This is a genomic window from Spirosoma endbachense, assembly GCF_010233585.1.
GTDB classification, from domain to species: domain Bacteria; phylum Bacteroidota; class Bacteroidia; order Cytophagales; family Spirosomataceae; genus Spirosoma; species Spirosoma endbachense.
Window position 1 is genome coordinate 8,237,291 of sequence record NZ_CP045997.1, and the last position, 20,248, is coordinate 8,257,538.

The following is a 20,248-nucleotide window of genomic DNA, read 5'->3' on the forward strand; positions in this document are numbered from 1 at the left end:
ATCTATTACTAACATGATAATCGGTATCATTCCAGCCCGCTACGGCTCAACACGGTTTCCGGGAAAACCCCTGGCCGATATTGGCGGTAAGTCTATGATTCAGCGTGTTCTGGAGCAGGCATGGCAAGCACAGTCATTGGACAAAGTTGTTGTCGCAACGGATGATGAGCGTATTGCTGAAGCCGTTCTTCGGCTCGGGGGCGAAGCCATCATGACGCGAACCGATCATCCGAGTGGAACTGATCGTTGCTGGGAAGCATACAGCCGACTCATTGCCGAAAAAGAAGTAAAGGCAAGTGTATCGGATTACATCATCAATATTCAGGGCGATGAGCCATTTATCGATCCCGAACAGATCAATGAACTGGCTGCTATTCTGGACGGCACTGTCGAACTGGCTACGCAGATGTCATCCGTGGATTCGGCTGAGCTGTTGCATAATCCGAAGGAGGCCAAGATCATTATCAACGCACGAAATGAAGCGCTGTATTTCAGCCGGGCGGCCATTCCTTATTTATGGGGTCTGGACCCAGCAGTCTGGCATCAGCATCACGCTTACCATCGTCATGTTGGCTTGTATGCCTACCGGGCTGATGTTCTGGAGAAAATCACAGAACTCCCCCCTTCTCCGCTCGAACAGGCCGAATCGCTGGAACAATTACGCTGGCTCGAAGCCGGATATCGCATCAAACTGGTTGAAACGCAGTTTCAGACCCCGAGTGTCGATGATCCGGCAGATATAGAAAAGGCTTTACGAAGCGTGCAGTAGTTGAGGGCTGGTTGTTTGGGGCTGCGTCCAGATTTGATACTGCACCCGTGCCCACACCAACAGGCACGGCACCGCTTTAGCGCTATAGGGTTGGAATAACTCCCGCTGAACCACCGCCGGGAAAATGTCGGTGGGGGAGAGCGATGTAAAGATAACGACCAGCGCCAGCAGCATTTGATCCAGTTGCGTGGGTGCGTCAAGCGTTATCCACCATAACGCCACCCCCGTTACGGCCAGCACGTAGGTAGGCGACTCGGCCATTTTATTGAAGACGATCATAAACAGCAGAAAGTACGCGACCATCCGCCGTTGAAACAGCCGATCCTGCCAAAGTCCGAACCGCAGAAAGGGTAACAGAAACAGGATGGCACCAATCGTTTCGATGATGCGGTAATTGCCGTCGGTTTTTTCCATACCGAACCAGGCTTGTGCAATACCCATCACTGACACCTGCAAACCTAACTTGCTGACAACGATAACATCGAACCATTCGCGGTATTCGGCCAGCAAATGGTCGAGCGGGATCATGGTGAGGGGAACGCTGCCAAGCAGGATTGTCCAGGCAATCATAGCCAGAATGAATTGTGGCTTTTTGGGGTAAAAGAGGAAGAAGCCCGCAGCCGCCATGCCATAAAATTTTATAAATCCGCACAGGACAAAAAAGAAGGCTGCCTGCCAGACGCGCTCGTTGCGGAGATCATACAGGCCAAGCAGCATAGCGCCCACAATGAGGTTGTTGCTTTGCAGATTCTGAGCGGTAATCAACGCTTCGAGAATAATAATCAACAGAGCCGTACGCCGTTGTTTGGCGGGGTCCTTTTCGTCGGATAGATAGAACCAGACTCCCACAAGAAGCACGAGTGTATTTAGCAGGTTCCACAGGATGATGCCCAGCCAATCGGGAAGGTAATAGAATGGGCCCATCAGCCAGGCAAAGGTCGGGCTGTATTTGTAATTGTCGAAATACAGGTTAGGATGCAGACCGTAAATACTTTTGTCCAGAAGCAGGTTATGGAACGGCTTGGCAAACATCAGGTAGTTGTTGTAATTGCCGAATCCCAGGAGATAGTTCTGAACTGCCACCAGGCAGAAAAGAAAGATATAAAGCCCAATAGTACGGGGTAAGGTCAAAAAACGGAGGACGCGCTGCAAAGTCAGGAAGGTTCGTTACTTTCCGTAAAATTAATCAGTTATTGTAGCACTTTCGCAAAAAGCCGTGCATGGTTATAAACTGTGGTACGGCTTTTTGCGAAAGTGCCGAATTGATACAACTGGCTGGTTTATCTTTGTCTGATTATGTCCTCTCATCACATTGTCCGCGAAAAGCAGGAGCCTGCCTTATTGATTGCCAACGGCGAAGCCTGCCAGCCTGAACTCCTGGGGCAACTTCTGGAATGGAGCCCAACCGTAGTTGTGCTCGATAGTGCCATCTGGCGGGTGCTCGATCTGGGTATAAAAGTAGACGTGCTACTTGGCGATTTCGACCATAACATAGACCTGGATTTGATTCGGGCCCAGCAGTATCCCCTCGACATTGTTCATACGCCCGATCAGGAAAAAACGGATCTTGACAAAGGGATCGAATACCTGATCGAACGCGGTTTTCCAGCCGTCAATATTGTGTGGGCTACCGGTCGCCGGGCCGACCACAGCCTGACGAACATGACCAATATTGTTCGTTATAAAGACCAGATTCGGATTATGATGATCGATGATCACTCTAAAATATTCCCGCTCGTTGGTCGATTTGAAAAATGGTATGAAGCCGGAACACCGCTATCACTGATTCCGGTTGGAACCGTAACCGGTTTTACGTCTGAAGGCTTAAAATACAATCTTCAGGATGCTACCCTGACGCTCGGCTACCGAACCAGTAGCAGCAACGAAGCGGCCGAAGATGGGTTCGTGCGTATCGAGGCCCAAACCGGCGATTTGCTGATTATGGAGTGCTGGGATTGATTTCAGCAATTACCCTGACCGTAGTTTTCGCTGCAAGGGCTTTTCAATCCAGGTGTATAAGCTGAGAGCAATAAGCACCAGCAACGCAAACAATACTCCGGAATTCGAACCACCTATCATGTGTTGCACTAGTCTGGCAATAACGCCGATGTGAATCAGATAAAACGCGTAAGAACTTCGACCCAATGCCTGCATGATCGGATGGGCTAAAAATCGCTGTAGACCAGATGGCTCCTGAACCAGCCCAAGTAACAAAAGGCCAATACCAACAGGGAGGATAAAATTGTAAACGACGACCTCACTCCATAGCTGCATTTCTGAATTTGTTATTATACGAGCTATGTATGTCTGCCAACCCATGCAGCTACAGATCAGCAACAAACCCTTGCTCGTGACATGACGAATACCTGGGAGTTTGTCCTGATCCCATCGATGAGCGAGCCACATACCCGTTACGAACTCAAACGACCGCCCGAAAAACGTGTAAAAGAGCACGAACGGGAAACTGCCGAAAAGACCGTGCCAGTTCAATGCACCAATAGTCAGCCATAAAAACAGGCCCAGACTTACCAAAGTGATTGTAAGCAGAAATGGCCCCCAGCGCCGAAGGAGAACGAATAGCCAGGGCACTACCAGATAGAAACATTCCTCAACCGTCAGACTCCAGCTTTGGGCAATTCCGCTAAATTTATATGGCTCGAATAAGCCTTTAGCCAAGGTTAGGTTGAGAACAAAGTCGAACCAATGTGCTGGCTTACCCTGGACAATCGAAATGCCACTTGTCAACACCAGAAGCAGGGTGTAGAGCGGAACAATTCGGGCGAATCGATTCTGGTAATACAGGCGCCATGACCAGTGTGTCCTGCTGAAATACGACTCGGCGTATCGGTGATAAATCAGGAAACCACTGAGCACGAAAAACACAGTAACACCAATGTAACCCTGGGCTATCAGCTGGTGTGTCCACCCGTCGGTTGCGACAGGATTATAATGATGCAGAAAAACCAGATAGGCCGCTACCGCCCGCAACCCCGTCAAAGCGGGTACATATAGACCAACGCTGGTTGATGGATGCGTACTCGTGGCAAACATCAGCGTGTCAGGATGATCCGGCCGCGCAATTTTTCACTCAACCCATCGGCAATAGGCCAGTTCTGTCCGGCTGCGCGAACAGTTAACTGATACAGATACAATCCGGCGGGGAGCAACTCTCCCGAATCGGCGTGTCCATCCCATAGCCATTCATTTAGCCCAATGTGGCCAATAACGCTTCCCTGAGATGTTTTTAATCTACGAACTACACGCCCATGCAGATCGGAGATGGTCAGTTCGATTGAATCGGGCGCTTTATCGCCTGTCAGTTGAAACGAAAACTTTATCTGGTCGCGAAACGGGTTTGGATAAACCGTCAGATCGGTAAGTCTCCGATCATTGATAATACGAAAGCTTACCTGATAGGGGGCAGCCGCGTTACCTACCGCATCGTGGGCCGTAACCAGTACGTGATAGAGCCCTTCGGCCAGTATTGGAGATCTATACTGTATTCGAAAGATATTATCGGTATTCGTTGGCCGAACAATGGCGTTGCGCCAGCTAAGCCGTTCAAACGAGGTATTGCTGCCGGGTCGTTGTAAAAATAGGCCGATACCAACTGTATCGCGCCGGATTAATGATCGGTTCTCGTCGGCAACGACTACATCGATGATCGGTTGAGCCGAAATGGGCGCGCCGTCTTCGATACGGGTTCCATCGAGGGCTACTTCGAGCACAGGAGCAAACAGGTCGGGTTGAACGGCTATCGGCAAATCAAGTGTGTTATTGATAAATGAAGACTCCGGGAGAATGAGGGGATTAATTGTCAGAATCAACCGGTTTACGCCCGGCAGTTTTTCGGTTGGAATACGCACAGTAAGACGCACCGTATCGGTGGGTGTCGGTGCTTCTATCCGCCATTGGGTTACGAGCGGTTGCGCCAGATTTGCAGCGTAGATTGTTTGTAGTACAGTCAGAGAATCCGTAAAAACATAGGGCGCGAGGTTCGTAAACTCGATTGGCAGGGTAACAACATCGCCTTGCCGAATGTCATTCGGGAGTGTATTGGTAAGCCGGATCTGCCCTTCGGGTAACCCCTGAACCGTACTGGCTGGATCAATTAGAAACGAACCGGTTACCCATTCTTTCGGGGTCGAATCGGCTTCCCGAACCCGCCAGTAATACATAGTTTGTGGTTGGGCTGCCAGCGTTGCCGGATAGCTAATGGTCGTTTCGGCCCTGATTCGCTGGCTGAGCCTATTTGGAGTATCGAACCGGGCGGTTGTATCAAGTTCCAGATCGAACGTATGAATTCCGCTGGTCAGATACTGGGCGGTTAGTCGTATGGTGCGGGTGCTTACGGTGCCAGATAGGGGTGGGTAGATCAGGACAGGTCCTTGTCCAATAACCGTAAATTCGGCCAAAGCCCGATTATTATCCCGGTTAAGCTCATGCACTGCCCCGACCGGATTAAGAATTACCTCGACTTGATTCAGACCAACAGCATTGCGGTCATTAGGCAAGCTTAGGGTAACTGTGTCGCGGAAAGCAACCGAGTGGGGGAGCGACAGGTTATAGATCCCTGATTCATGGCCATCGACTAATCGGCGTATTCGGATTGGCAATGGCTCTTGCCGATATTGACCGTAATTTTCTACCACAACAGTTAATCGTACCGAATCACTCAAGGTTGTCAGATTCTGATTGCCCTGGCCCCGAATGGCGAGCCCACCCGCAGCAATGGCATAGTCGGGTGTATCAAACGGAAAGAGCCGAATGGCCGGATCGCCCTGCAACACCATCTGCTGCGAATTCGATAAATCCCATCCGCCGGGTACCTGCGCCAATGTACGCCTGATTGTTTCCTGCTGAATTTGCCCAATCGATCTGTTGAGTTGAATACTGTCGGCCAACAGGTCGTAGAAGTGCCTGCTGTACCGGTCCAGCACGTCTACATACCCCAGATGACTGTTCGCGATAACGGCAATGGCACCCCGATCGGGAGTGAGAACCCAATCAGAGCTGAATGTTGGGCGACTATAAAATATGTTGCCGCTGGCACAGCCATTGATCAGCATCAACGGATATTTGCCCTTATTGACGTAGCCTAAGGCATTATTGGAACAAAAACCAATATCCAGATCGGTCACATCAAGGCTCGAATGGCCAAAGAAGGTCATAAGGCCGACACCTTCGTTTACCTGCTTCGCCACATTAATCGTTTCAACCGGATTGTCGGTTTTCTTCGTAATTGCCGTTATGGTCGCCCCGAGCGATTCGGCCATTGCCCGTTTGCCGTAGCCTTCCAGCAACTCCTCGAACATAGTGGCTTCGCTCGGATTGTTACCACCGCTCAAATGAAGCAATTTTTTACGCCAGGACTGGGCAACAGGCGTAGACTCAAATTCTTTTACTTTGTTGAGGTAGTCGATAACCTGCTGAGGACTTGTGGCATTAATTCGACCGGTCGGAATAGCGGGGACATCCTGAGGCTGGCCATCCAGACCAGCCGTGAATACGATGTCAGAACCCGGAAAACCAGCTGTAAGTACCAGATCGATCGTGGCCTGATTCGGATCACGCCGAACGCCCGGCGTGCCACGGCTATGACCGATCAGCAGCAGATAACGTGGGCGGTTGGCTTCCCCGTTGCTTTGCCGGAGCATCTGGTCGGCAAAACGACGAATGGCCAGCGGATGCCGTTCGCCATAACTAAACTGATCGAATAGCTGCTGAACAGTTGTTGTCAACGTGTCATACTGGCCACCTGCTACGGAGGCCCGATAAGTGGCATAGGCTTTCACCGCGTCGGGTTGCCCCGCAGCTGGTTTCATGAGCGATTCGTGGCTGATGATGAGGTAAGTAGGCTTGCGGCCAGACCAATTTTTAAACGTAACGGGTAAAATGGCGGAAACGGCTTTAGGCTGACTACAACTTAGAAGGGTCCGGCTGGTTTCGGTATTTTGTACAACCAGTTTTACCGAGGTGCCTGAACGTGTAGGGCCAACCCGGATGGGGGCCGCTGGATCGGAAATGTCCCAGAACCGGGAATTCGCCGGTCCATTGTCGAGGGCAATCAACGAACGCCCGCTTGGATTGGGAATGAGTCGATAGGTACGCAGTGGTTGGCTATTGCCCACAAATCGTTGGGGGTAACGCAGTCTGATATAGGATACTGAATAGGGGTCGGCCGTGTAGTTTTCGCCCGTTGAAACCGTCGAAACCAGAACCCGGCCATCTGAGCCTACGTCAGACCAGAGCAAATCGGTAGCAAGACGGGCATTAGTATAGAACTGGAAACGCAGCGAATCGACTATCCGCCGGGCGCTGGCTACAGCGCCAACATGGCATTCTACTTTATGATTAATGTAATCGCGACCTACCAGCAGCAGATCGAGCTGTGGTGCGGGACCATCCCGGAAGTCATTGCTGGTCGAAAATAGATTATCGTAAAATTTACCTTTTTGCTGAATAACACCCGTATAACCTTCTCCCGCTTCGAAATGACTGTATTCGATTTTTGGCGGAATCCCAGCTGCCCATCCCGGATAGGTATCGGTAAATAGGCGCAATTCTTCTTCCCAATGATAGGCTTCGGGCGTCAGGTTGGTGAAGTCGGTGTCCGTATAGGAAGCCATTCGTTTACCCGGTTTGCCATCGAGCCGCCAGGTCAGAAAGTAGGCTGTCGTGTCGCTGAAGAGGTTATAATACTGATGTGGCTGGGCATTGATGGGCCGATAAAGTAAGGAATCCTGGGCGCCATCGTTTCTGCGACCATAGAATTCCAGAAAATCGCTGGCATCGAGCTTATTGTCGGCTGCACCTTCCATATAGATTGCCAGTTCAAGACCCCGGTGAAAGAGCTGAACTGTTGCCGGATCGATTGAATTTATGGGTATTCCCGCTTTTTGTAATTCAGCAGCAGTAATTCGATATAAGCCGTTTTGGACAATCGGAATTTTATAATAAGCCTGCTGATAATTAATCCATTCATTCCCCGGAAGCGGAGTTTGGGCCCAGGAATAATGGGCGAAAATGAGGGCGAAAAGAGCAAATAGGGTGTTACGGAGCATATAGAATCATAATAAGAAATAAAGTTACAAATTTGTCGGCTCCAACTATACATTAGGTGAGCCATTCACCCGTTTTTTTTTGCCGTTTATACTACAGAGCTAAAATTTTTAAAAAGGTACCTTGCATCGCATAGTACCTTATACTACCTTTGTTGTAAGGATTTTGGATGATGATTATCCGTCGGTGGATTAGCCCGCATTAATCGTTGCCATCTGAAATTCATAGCCGTTACAACCGGAGCACCGGACCGGGCCTATACTTAAATCAATACACCGATGAATATTGAAAATGCTCAGGTGCAGATGCGAAAGGGAATTTTGGAATTCTGCATTCTGCACATCATATCGAGGGGCGAGGTTTATGCCTCCGATATGCTCGATGAACTGACTTCTGCCCGAATAATGGTGGTGGAAGGTACACTTTACCCCTTGCTAACCCGGCTCAAAAACGCAGGGTTGCTCGATTATAAATGGGTGGAATCGACATCAGGGCCACCACGCAAATATTATATATTGACCGATCTGGGACGAAATTCCTTAGAATCGCTAAACGAAACCTGGCAGGAGCTTGCCGAATCCGTCAACTCAATTATTGGTAAAACCGCGCAGCATAAAAAACCGACGAACGGCAATGCTGCTCCCATGACGAGTTCTGCTGATCCAACCAATCCTTCAACCACCGCTTAACCTATTCTCTTCTCTAGCGCCATGAAAAAGACCATAAGCATTAATATAAGTGGGGTCATCTTCCATATAGAAGAGGACGGCTACGACAAATTGAAGAGCTACCTGACGTCGGTACAACAGTACTTTTCGACCTACGAAGACAGTCAGGAAATTGTAACCGACATCGAGAACCGGATCGCCGAGAAACTGCTGGCTAAGCTGAAAGCTGCCGATAAACAGGCCGTTTCTGTAGAAGACGTAAATGAACTCGTTGCGGCAATGGGTACTGTTGCTGATTTCGAAGCCGTGGAAGAGGAGGAAGTCCTCGTTACCAGCGGAGGTCGCAATTCGGCGGTTAACAGCGGACAGCCAACTTCTGGCAGTGGACAACAGTCGTCTGCTCAGGGAGCCAGCGCTTATTCGCAACCAACGGGAGGTGCCTATACGGGTCCACGCCGACTCGTTCGTGACCTGCGCCGGAAAACGCTCGGTGGCGTTGCGGCTGGTCTGGCCCATTATTTCAACATGGATGTCGTATGGGTACGCCTGATATTCCTGGTTTTATTCCTGGCTCTGCCGCCTATTGGCGAAGGGTTTGGGGCTGGTGTCTCGGGTTTCACGTTCATCGTCTACATTGCTATGTGGATTGCCCTGCCCGGCACAATGGGTATTGAAGAAGATAAAACCGTCAAGAAATTCTTCCGAAATCCCGAAGATAAAGTCCTGGGCGGGGTTGCCTCGGGGATTGCAGCCTACTTTGGCGTCGATACGGGTATAATCCGGTTGTTGTTTGTGCTGGGTATCGTGTTCTTTGGCGTTGGCTTCCTGCTCTACCTCGTTCTGTGGATCATTGCGCCACAGGCGAATACGCTGACCGAGAAAATGGAAATGCAGGGGCAACCGATCACACTATCGAACATCGAAAACAGCATCAAGCAGAATCTGAATATTAATGAATCACCCAATAATGAAAGTACGCTGACGCGGGTGTTGCTCTTTCCGTTTCGGGCCATTGCCACGATAATCGGCGGACTTGGTAGTGCGCTTGGGCCGCTTCTGAACGGAACGCTGACCATTATCCGGGTCTTTGCCGGATTGTTAATGCTGGTAGTGGCGTTCGCCTTGATGGTTGCCTGTCTGGCCGTGCTGGGTGCATCGATCGGTATCGGATCGGGTGGCAATTTCGGAAACAGCGATTTTCCTTTTGAGTTATTCCGGGCTGATATAACCGCCCCAATGGTTCTGTCTGCTTTTCTGGTTGGTTTTCTTCCCGCTTTTGGATTAGCCATTTTAGGTGTCATGCTCATCACAACCCGTAATGTATTGAGCAGCCGGACAGCCTTAACAATTGCCGGGGTATGGTTGGTAAGCCTGATTATCTTTGCCGGTACAGCCGCACCGCTGATCAACAGCTTCCAGCGCCGGGGAACGGTCGAAGAAACGAAAGTGCTGGCTGTGCCAGCGGCTATTCCGGCCTTCGACCTCAACGAACTGGATAGCGATAACTGGCATGTGTCTATCGAACTTCAGGGCTACGATGGGTCTGCTCTGAATCTGGTCCAGCATTTTAAAGCGCAAGGATCGAGCCGGGCCCAAGCACAGGCCAATGCTCGCCAGATCAAATACGCTTACATGATCAAAGATTCGACGGTTCGTTTCGACAATACATTAGAGTTGCAGCCAGGAGCTCATTTCCGGGCGCAGGATCTGGATATGGATCTCATGATTCCGTACGAAAAGCCTTTCCGCATGACTAAAGATTTCGCCCGGTTTATTCGAAACGAATTCGGCGGGAAGGAGATCGACCGGATGCCATCCAGTGTCTGGAAGTTCACGAAAGATGAAGGACTGGTTTGTCTGAACTACCCACGGGAGAAAGACCGCAGCTACGACGATGAAGACAACGACGTGACTGATCTTACGGACGATGTGCAGAACGCGGTATCCAGCGAACTGGGTGACGACTTCGACCATATCGGGGATCATACCCGGCAGTTTAATGTCAATAATTTTTCGAAAGTAGACGTTGGTGGTGCGTTTGTTGTTCGTTTCCGCAAAGGCACAACCTACAAAGTGGTGGCCGATGGGCGTGAGAAAGATCTGGACGATGTAAGTGTAAAAGTTGATGGCAATACCCTGAAGGTGTCGATCGATCGCAACGGAATATTTGACTGGAGTAACCGCAAACGCATCGGTCTGACGATTACGGTTCCGTCGATTGACGAACTCAAATTGTCGGGTGCATCAAAGGCCAGTCTGACTGGGTTCGACAAGTATAATGATCTGAACATCGAAATGAGTGGTGCCTGCCGTACCGTGTTCGATGGCTCGGTTGAGAAGCTTACAATAAATCTGTCAGGAGCCTCAAATGCCGTTTTACGTGGTCATGCAAACCAACTTGATGCCGAGCTAAATGGAGCCAGTAAGGTTGAAGCAACGAGCATGCATATCGACAAAGCGTCGGTTGATGCCAGCGGAGCCAGTCATGCAACCATGGGCCAGGTCGGTTCGCTCGATTCCGAAACATCAGGAGCCAGTAAAGTAACACGGCAATAGTTTTGGATTGGTAACTGAGTCATTAAGTCAACAGGTACCTGATTGCCGGGCAATCAGGTACCTGTTGGCTTTTGTCGCTTTTCTGTTCAGGATTGTAGAAACGCCGTTAGCGACGCGCCACCCTATTGAGCGTCTTGTTTTTTAGTGCTTTCTGTAGCTGTATTTTGTACAAGGCAGGCCAATTTTTACCCGTTAGGTAAAACGCATTTTCCCTTGACTGGAAAGCAATACCATTAAGTACATTGGCTTTTGTGTCGATCCCGGCTGGTAGAATAGGCTCCATGTCGAGATACCCGACAACTTTTCCGGATTTCAGATCGATCTGGACAATTCGATTGGTTTGCCAGACATTGGCGAATACGTACCCATTTACATATTCCAGCTCATTGAGATTCATAACTGGACCCTGATGATCGTATATAGCCAGTTCGCCTTTCCGCTGAAAATCAGGAGTGAGAAAATAAAGCCGGTTTGAGCCATCACTCAAAATAAGCGACGAATCGTTGTGGGTCAATCCCCACCCCTGGGTAGGATACGTAAACGTCTTTTCCAGCGTAAAATTCATCGAATAGCGGAAGCACACCCCGGATGTCCACGTTAGCTGATAAATTTTATCGTCCATTATTGTGATTCCTTCTCCGAAATACTGGGTAGCTAAAGGGACAGATTTAATGATCGATCCCGTAGGCAGATCAACCTGCATCAGGTTAGACTGGCCATTTAAGCCCGTACTTTCATATAAAACACCGTTATTGAACTCCAGGCCCTGGGTGAAACTGCTGGCCTGATGGGGATAAGTTTTTATGACAGAATAGAGAAGAGTAGGCGGAGTAACATCAGACCATAACTCGATTCCTAGCGTGTCAGAAAAAGAGATTTTAGTCGCTGTAGTACCACTGATTACCAACTGATGTAAGCCTAATTTTTGGTCGGTAGATCTCACCCGCAGCGCATTTGTAGTCCGTTGAATGATGTCGGCTGCTCTATCGTCGATCATGACGGTTGCCTGGCTCAGTGGCTGGTTCAATTGAATGGAAATGGTATCGCCAAGCTTATAGGTAGTGTTAACGAGGGCTGTTATTGATGGTTTCTCCAGATCATCGGGTGTTGTAGCTTCTTTCTTCGTGTTCTGGCAGGAGAAGCCTGCTAAACAGACGAGGATAATAAATAGAGAGTAACGAACGTGATACCGAATTTGCCAATTCAACATTAGTTTTTTTAAGGGTATTTTGTGTTAGAATGCCCAAAACCGTCGAATCCAGGCATGACTTACAAGTAATTTAGATGCTTACCTGCGCAGACAAATTAATGCTATTTCCTGAATATAGGCATGCTACACGTCAATTTTGGCCAATTCGCAACATACCTCCGTTCTGGTAAATTAATTGCGCGCCGTTGTTGTACCGTAGCAGACCCGTATGAGCCTGATAGCCTGTTGGCAACGTAATGACATGTTTTAGCTCGGTGGTATCGATTGACGATGGGAGCCAGCCACAGGACCATACCTGCGGGTCATTCCAGTTTCCATTCCGAACCGTGCTTAACACATGCGCTGGAAGGCCAGGGGGCAAACCACTTCCCGAACCATTGATCGTTATCGGTTCGCTAAGTTCACCCACGATTGCTGGCGACGTCGAATTAACCCGGAAACGGTATCGACCATTAGCCCAACTGGGCAGCGTAATCGACAATGGATTGCCCATTCCTGAAGTCAATGTAGCCAGCGTACAACCGGTTTCGCTTAGCATCTCTACCTGGTACTGGTTATCGACTCGTACCGGGACGCGCGAAAAATAGGGTACCTGAACGTTCTGACCTGGATTGGTCGTGAACGGAAAAACGTAGCCAGTTGTGAGCAGAACTGTCCGATTCGGCAGCGAAGGCTGGGTGTTGTTGAAATAACTTGCTGGCAGGGCCTGGCTCCACACATCGATCAGAGCAGGGCAGTCGTCTGAATCAAAGTGAAGGTGAAAACTATCTCCTTTGCGATAAGTTGGGTAAATCATGCCGTCAGTTGCCGGTCCCTGCCAGTTATTAACCTGGCTGGCCAGTGTGTTTTGGGCTGCAATGATATTTGGGTCGGTTTCGTGGTTGACATATTCATTACCCAAAGCCGCCGGAATGTAACTAACCCGCGAAACAACCCAGCTCAGATTGCCAAAACCCAGCTGGGTGCGCGATTTATCGATAACGGTGTTGATGTTGTTCAGGTAATCATTATAAGTCTGATAATAGTTATCGCCCTCGCCCTGATGCCACAAAACAGCCCGGGCACCTGTGCGTTTCAGGTAATGCAGAATGGTTACGCCCAAAACCCGATACGGCATATTTTGGGATAGGTTTGAATAAGTTTCCTCCCCATTGGCCGAGTGTACCCAGTGCTTGGAGTTGGTTGCCGAATAAGAGGCTCCATAAAACATAACCGGCACACCAAGTTGAGTGACCAGTCTGTCGCCCAGGGCGCCCCAGACATACAGATAAGCCCCCGGAAACATGCCTGTATTGGCAATGCCGCTTGATAAATCGGCGTGACTGACGTTAAAGGGTAACGAGTTTTCGGAGAACTGACCAGCCTGCCCCGTCCAGTAATTAATGATTGAGACCCGGTCATCGTTGGCCTGGCCCGTGTAGCAGTTTACACCCCATGAGTTTGATTGCCCAGCCGTAACGAATACTTCGCCAACTCCGATCCGATCCATTGAGGTAGACGCAATTTCGGTATTCCCGGCAAACGCCTTTACCTGAAGATCATACCAGCCGCCTGTTATACCCGTCAATGAACCCTGAAAAACACCATTTGCCGGTGCGTTGTCCAGCGTTATCCATCCCGTAGAAGAGCCTCCCTGTCGTACGGTTAGCCGTGCCTGTATCTGGGTGGCATTTGTGGGGCACTGCCCAACAATAGGTACATTGGCCTGATTGTTATTATTTCGTTGAATGACCAATCGGCTGGTAGGAAAAGTTACCTGCAATTGGGCTAAAAGAGTATGAGGTAAAAAGAATAATAGGGGTATAGCCGTTTTTAGTAAACGTCGCAGGAAATCCATGATTAATGAACAGTATGGATACTTAATGCCAGAGGCTGTACATTTAATGCACAAAAAACGAGCCAGAATAGCCGTGTATTGTCTACGAATACGGCTATTCTGGCTCGTTATATTAAAAACTAGTTAAAATTAGAAGATATTTATTTGGTAATGGGCTGATTATGTGTGGGATATGGTTTTTTCCTCCCCAGGAATTGACCTGCTACATATTCCGGCGATACTGTCCGCCTACCGCATAAAGAGCAGTTGATAACTGGCCTAGCGAGCATACTTTAGATGCTTCCATGAGGCTGTCAAAAATATTGCCATTTGCTAAGGCCGTTGCCTGTAAATTGGCCAGAGCAGTGATCGACTCAGCGTGGTGGCGTTCCTGAAATGCCCGACACGATTCTACTGCGTACCGTTTTTCGTCATCTGTCGACCGGATCACCTCATTCGGAACGAGGGTTGGCGAGCCACTGGAAGCCAGAAATGTATTGACACCTACAATAGGTAGCTGGCCGTTGTGTTTCAGCGTTTCGTAATACATCGACTCTTCCTGTATCTTACTGCGTTGGTACATTCGTTCCATAGCGCCCAATACTCCGCCCCGTTCGTTGATCGCCAGAAATTCCTGATAAACAGCCTCCTCGACCAGATCAGTTAATTCGTCAACGACGAACGAGCCCTGCAACGGATTTTCATTTTTGGTTAACCCAAATTCGCGGTTGATAATCAGTTGGATAGCCATGGCGCGACGCACCGACTCCTCAGTTGGGGTTGTTATGGCTTCGTCGTAGGCATTGGTATGGAGTGAATTGCAGTTATCGTAAATAGCGAGTAGCGCCTGAAGGGTGGTACGAATGTCGTTGAAGGCAATTTCCTGTGCGTGCAGACTCCGCCCCGATGTTTGAATGTGGTATTTGAGTTTCTGGGAGCGTTCGCTGGCTTTGTATTTATTGCGCATCGCTTTCGCCCAGATCCGGCGCGCAACACGGCCCAGTACGGTGTATTCCGGGTCCATACCGTTCGAGAAAAAAAACGATAGGTTTGGGGCAAAATCATCTACGTTCATACCTCGGCTGAGGTAGTATTCAACAAACGTAAAGCCATTGGATAGCGTAAACGCTAACTGTGAGACCGGATTCGCACCCGCTTCCGCAATGTGGTAGCCCGAGATTGAAACGGAGTAGAAATTCTGAACACGGTTGTCCGTGAAGTATTGCTGAATGTCGCCCATCATCCGGAGCGCAAACTCCGTCGAAAAAATGCAGGTGTTTTGTGCCTGATCTTCTTTCAGAATATCGGCCTGTACTGTGCCGCGCACTTTTCGGAGCGTTTCGGCTTTGATTTTTTCGTACACCTCAGGCGGTAACACTTTATCGCCGGTTGTGCCGAGTAACAGCAGTCCCAGCCCATCATTCCCATCCGGCAATTCGCCCCGGTATCGAACAATCTCAGTCTGAATGTCTGGTGCACCATTTGTGGTTCCCTGCTCTTTTAGCCACTTCTCACATTGCTGATCAATGGCTGCGTTCAGGAAAAAAGCCAGTAGCATGGGTGCGGGCCCATTGATCGTCATGGAGACCGATGTAGCCGGATCGCAAAGATCGAAACCAGAGTAGAGTTTCTTGGCATCATCGAGCGTGCAAACGCTGACACCTGAGTTGCCGACTTTACCGAAAATATCAGGCCGCATGGCCGGATCTTCGCCATAAAGCGTAACGGAGTCAAACGCCGTTGAGAGACGTTTTGCGGGCAGGTCTTTCGACACATAATGGAATCGTCGGTTCGTGCGCTCGGGGCCACCTTCGCCCGCAAACATCCGCGTAGGATCTTCGCCTTCGCGCTTGAGTGGGAAAACCCCGGCCGCATACGGAAACTCGCCCGGTACATTTTCGGTCAGTAACCATCTTAACACATCGCCCCAATCGTGGTATTTGGGTAAACTAACTTTCGGTATTTTTAAATGAGACAGTGTTTCTGAATAGAGCGGTTGCCGAATGACTTTATCCCGAACCGTGAACTCGTAGAACTCGGCCGAATAGCGTTTCTGTACATCGGGCCACTGATGAAGCAAGTTGCGGCAGTCTGCGCTAAGCCGACTTTCTAAATCGGCATATAGGTTCTGTAATTGGACCTTAAGCGGATTTTCAGGTAAAAGCTTAAGTGTTCCATCAATTTGATAGAGCTGTCGCGCCAGCTTCGTCTGATCGTTGACAAAGGCGTTGTAGCGTCTGCTTTCTTCCACAATCTCGGCTAAATACCGCACCCGGTCGGGCGGAATGATCGGCTGAGGAATCTGGCTCGAATTAGTGCCCGACTCCACGCTCCCTGCGCCGAACTCCATACCTAATAAACCCATCAAACGGTCGAACAGGGCGTTCATGCCCGGATCATTGAACTGAGACGCAATTGTACCGAGAATGGGAAGTTCATGATCCGGTACGTCCCAGCGGTTGTGATTTCTGCGGTACTGTTTGCGAACATCCCGAAGTGCATCCAATGATCCGCGTTTATCGAACTTATTGATGGCAATGACATCGGCGAAATCGAGCATATCAATTTTCTCCAACTGGGTGGCTGCACCATATTCGGCTGTCATTACATACAGCGTTTTATCGGCGTGTTCGGTAATTTCGGTATCTGATTGCCCAATGCCCGATGTCTCAACAATAATCAGATCGAATTGGGCGGCCTTACAAATATCGATAGCGTCCTGCACGTGTCGGCTTAGGGCGAGATTCGATTGACGCGTTGCCAGCGAACGCATATATACCCGGGCCGCCGACCCGGCAGGTAGGCTAATGGCATTCATTCGGATGCGGTCGCCCAGTAAAGCTCCGCCTGTTTTGCGCTTGGAAGGATCTACCGAAATGATTGACAGTGTTTTATCCGGAAATGTACGCAGGAAACGGAGCACCAGCTCATCCACCAGCGACGACTTTCCGGCTCCTCCGGTACCGGTAACGCCAAGAACTTTTATTGATTGAGTGAATGGCTGAATGAGTGAATGCGGAAATTGGTCGGGTGTATTCTCGGCGGTAGTGATGAGCCGGGCAATTTGATTGGGTGAACCTGGAGACGCAAGGTTCTCCGGGGTTGGTAATTCAAAATCGCACTGCTTCAGCAGGTGATCGATCATACCCTGAAGCCCCATTGTTCGTCCGTCGTCCGGGGAGTAGATACGGGCGATGCCATAAGCCTGTAGTTCGGCAATTTCGGATGGCAGGATTGTGCCACCACCACCGCCAAAAATTTTTATGTGCCCGGCCCCGCGTTCATTCAGCAGGTCATACATGTATTTGAAAAACTCCAGATGACCGCCCTGATAACTCGTTACAGCAATTCCCTGCACATCTTCCTGAATAGCACAATCGACAATTTCGGCAACCGAACGATTATGCCCCAGATGAATAACTTCAGCACCCGATGCCTGCATTAACCGACGCATCAGATTAATGGCAGCATCGTGACCATCGAATAGTGAAGCCGCCGTTACAATACGAATTTTATGCGTGAAGGGTGATGATGCAGGCTGCTTGGTTTCCGATCGTTGAGCTATCATAGCACAGGCAAGAATTTATTTATTACTGTTACTTCGTGAAATTGTACCAAAGTTACGAAGCAAATAGGAATCCTTTTTAAGTGAACTTTGCCATGTACCAGGCTTTTGCATACTTACTCGTAAGGATAAGAGGTTTTCCTGTTTTTAGGACTTTCGCTGCTAAGCGTGCCCCGGTTATTAGGAACATCAACAGTAATCGTGGCACGCTTAGCAGCGGAAGTCCTGGTTTTATAAAAATCAGGCCATAGCGCAAAGTTATTCCACCGCTGGATGGCAGACCGTGATTAACTGTTTTGTCAGATAAAATCACGGTCTGCCATCCAGCGGTGGAATAACTTTAGATCAAAAAAAAGTGCTTTATCGTGCTGGAACAGCGTCTTCAAATATACTTTTCCAGGTAAGTGCGGCCAGAACCCCGCCAACGATAGGAGCCAGGATGAATAGCCATAATTGTTGTAAGGCCTTACCACCTGCCAGAATAGCTGGTCCAAAACTACGCGCCGGATTGACCGACGTACCGGTAACAGGAATCGCTACTAAATGAATAAGTACCAGGGTCAATCCAATGGCTAACCCTGCCATCGTGCTGTTTCCCCATTTAGAGGTCGTGTGGAAAATGACTAACAGGAACAGGAACGTCATTACAGCTTCCGTTATGAACGCTGATTCAGTATTGTAGGCACCCAGATACCCTTGCCCCCAGCCATTGGAACCCAGCGCCCATTCGTTCATCATGAACACAGGCGCACCACTTTGAACAATATATAAGACTGAAGAGGCCAATGTAGCGCCGATCAACTGGGCGACGATGTAGCCCACGGCATCGTTGATCTTTATTTTACCCGCCACCAACATGGCGATAGTGATTGCCGGATTGATATGGCAACCCGAAATAGGGCCAATGGCATAGGCCATGACAACGACCGTTAAGCCAAATGCAAACGAGATTCCCAACAAGCCAATTCCCATAGGGCCCGTAGATGAAATGCCGGAAATAACGGCAGCACCACATCCCAAAAACACAAGTGAAAAGGTGCCAATTAGTTCAGCCAGATATTTTTTCATAAGATTAACGGTAAATAGTTGAATAAAAACAATACATGGCTTTTGGGACGAGAGAATTTGGCAAAGTAACAATTAAAGGAAAAGTATATATAAATTATAGGATATAAGCATAGTCTATCAGCAGGAATGAACACGATTGCTCACACCTGCGTAAACCCCCATGCTACGGTCAAGCATAGCACGGGGATTGGCGAAAATCCTGATTTGATTTATTTCTTAAACGCCAGGGCTTTTACCGGTTGAATCCGATTAATGATGAACGTCGGTAGCCAGAGGGCAAAGGCAATCAGCAAAATCGTTGCGCCATTCAGAGCAAGAATCGTTGGCCAGTCCCAGACGATCGGGACATAATTCATGAAGTAGTTTTTGGGGTCGAGGGGAATCAGTTTGAAGCGATCCTGAATAAAGCAGATTCCCAGTCCAACAACATTGCCAATGAGCAATCCCCAGCCGACCATGTTCAGCCCAACGAACAAAAACATACGCCGGATAAGTGGATCTGAACCGCCCAGGGCCTTTAATAGACCAATCATTGGTGTTCGCTCCATCATCAGAACCAATAACACCGACACCATATTGAAGGAGGCAACAAACGTGATCAGGGCCAGTAAGATCACCATGTTACGGTCGAGCAGTACCATCCAGTCGAAGAGCGGACGGTACTGATCCGTTACCCGTGTCAGGCGCATATCGGGCGTCATTTCGTCAAAAATGTTGTTGGCCGTGGCATCCAGTTTGTTAAAATCCTTTACAAAGATCTCATAACTACCGACCGAATCCGGGCCCCACTTGTTCAGGCGTTGAATGAGCCGTATATCGCCCAGCGCAATGGTTTTATCAACCTCTTCCAGTCCCGTTTCGTAGATGCCCACCACCGTCATTTTACGGGCGCGGGGTGGGTTTCCCAGAAAATAGAGTGGTACGTTCTGACCTACTTTTACCTGTAGCTGATTGGCCATGTATTGACTGATCAGTAATTGTGTCGATCCCGTTCCGGTATCGGCTCCCACGGTTGGCACGGTGCCGGCTACGATTGAACCATGAAACAGATTCCAGTCATAATCTTTGCCTACGCCTTTCAGAACCACGCCTGTCAACTCGTCGCTGGTTTTCAGAATACCTGCTTTCAGGGCAACTGCCTGAATATGCTGAACGCCCGGAATCTGGGTGCTATCGCGATAAAGTTTGGTGTTGAGCGCAATGGGCGTTTCCTGATAGGAGCTGTTATTGGTAAATTTACTCGCCTGCAAATGAGCGCCGAACAGAAATATCTTCTGCTGGATGGTATTTTTGAATCCAAACAATACGGCAAATGCCACGATCAGAATGGATAGACCAAGTGCTATACTGATTATCCCGACGCGGGTAACGGTAGCTGAAAAACTGCCCTCAGGTGCGTGACGGACCTTACGAGCCAGAAATATAGGTACGTTCAAAACGGAGTGGTTAGTCGTTAGTCAAGTGCGTAAACGGAAAAGCCTGGGCAACTAGTGACTGATCACTAACGACGCCTGACCAACAACTGTTTTGTTCT

Annotated in this window: 12 protein-coding genes; 4 read left to right on the top strand and 8 right to left on the bottom strand. The window is 49.2% G+C overall.

Annotated elements, in window-relative coordinates; translation table 11 throughout:
- Positions 1–13: 13 nt before the first annotated feature.
- Entirely contained in the window at positions 14–769 is a 756-nt protein-coding gene (gene kdsB / locus GJR95_RS33470; RefSeq protein ID WP_162389997.1) for a 3-deoxy-manno-octulosonate cytidylyltransferase, read from the top strand.
- On the opposite strand, the gene GJR95_RS33475 is transcribed toward kdsB, so the two are convergent.
- Entirely contained in the window at positions 752–1,921 is a 1,170-nt protein-coding gene (locus tag GJR95_RS33475) for a glycosyltransferase 87 family protein (protein WP_232540946.1), read from the bottom strand. The two genes, kdsB and GJR95_RS33475, sit on opposite strands and share 18 nt — an antisense overlap.
- A 144-nt stretch (positions 1,922–2,065) precedes the next feature.
- Between GJR95_RS33475 and GJR95_RS33480 the strand changes: the two genes are divergently transcribed.
- Complete coding sequence (locus GJR95_RS33480) at positions 2,066–2,728, top strand: thiamine diphosphokinase (RefSeq protein WP_162389998.1); 663 nt, start codon at positions 2,066–2,068, stop codon at positions 2,726–2,728.
- Between the two features lie 9 nt (positions 2,729–2,737).
- On the opposite strand, the gene GJR95_RS33485 is transcribed toward GJR95_RS33480, so the two are convergent.
- Positions 2,738–3,820: an acyltransferase family protein gene (locus GJR95_RS33485; protein ID WP_162389999.1), complete on the bottom strand. Its 1,083-nt coding sequence runs from the start codon at positions 3,818–3,820 to the stop codon at positions 2,738–2,740.
- Positions 3,820–7,833: a putative type IX secretion system sortase PorU2 gene (gene porU2 / locus GJR95_RS33490; protein ID WP_162390000.1), complete on the bottom strand. Its 4,014-nt coding sequence runs from the start codon at positions 7,831–7,833 to the stop codon at positions 3,820–3,822. Before porU2 ends, GJR95_RS33485 begins: the two co-directional genes overlap by 1 nt.
- A gap of 276 nt (positions 7,834–8,109) precedes the next feature.
- Here porU2 and GJR95_RS33495 point away from each other — a divergent pair, with 276 nt between their 5' ends.
- Positions 8,110–8,520 carry a PadR family transcriptional regulator gene (locus tag GJR95_RS33495; protein ID WP_162390001.1) on the top strand — a complete coding sequence of 137 codons (411 nt, stop codon included), beginning with the start codon at positions 8,110–8,112 and terminating at the stop codon, positions 8,518–8,520.
- A 21-nt stretch (positions 8,521–8,541) separates the two neighbouring features.
- Entirely contained in the window at positions 8,542–11,055 is a 2,514-nt protein-coding gene (locus tag GJR95_RS33500; RefSeq protein ID WP_162390002.1) for a PspC domain-containing protein, read from the top strand.
- Between the two features lie 106 nt (positions 11,056–11,161).
- Here GJR95_RS33500 and GJR95_RS33505 read toward each other — a convergent pair whose 3' ends face one another.
- The 5 genes from GJR95_RS33505 to GJR95_RS33525 form a co-directional block, all read right to left on the bottom strand.
- On the bottom strand, positions 11,162–12,265 hold the full coding sequence (locus tag GJR95_RS33505) for a glutaminyl-peptide cyclotransferase (protein ID WP_162390003.1): 1,104 nt from the start codon (positions 12,263–12,265) through the stop codon (positions 11,162–11,164).
- Positions 12,266–12,395: 130 nt separating this feature from the next.
- Positions 12,396–14,102 (bottom strand): sialate O-acetylesterase, encoded by a 1,707-nt coding sequence (locus GJR95_RS33510; protein ID WP_162390004.1) that lies wholly within the window; start codon positions 14,100–14,102, stop codon positions 12,396–12,398.
- A gap of 202 nt (positions 14,103–14,304) precedes the next feature.
- Positions 14,305–17,649, bottom strand: a complete 3,345-nt coding sequence (locus tag GJR95_RS33515; RefSeq protein ID WP_162390005.1) for a methylmalonyl-CoA mutase family protein — start codon at positions 17,647–17,649, stop codon at positions 14,305–14,307.
- 357 nt (positions 17,650–18,006) lie between these two features.
- Positions 18,007–18,714: an aquaporin Z gene (gene aqpZ / locus GJR95_RS33520; protein WP_162390006.1), complete on the bottom strand. Its 708-nt coding sequence runs from the start codon at positions 18,712–18,714 to the stop codon at positions 18,007–18,009.
- 209 nt (positions 18,715–18,923) lie between these two features.
- Positions 18,924–20,150 carry an ABC transporter permease gene (locus GJR95_RS33525; protein ID WP_162390007.1) on the bottom strand — a complete coding sequence of 409 codons (1,227 nt, stop codon included), beginning with the start codon at positions 20,148–20,150 and terminating at the stop codon, positions 18,924–18,926.
- Positions 20,151–20,248: the final 98 nt, after the last annotated feature.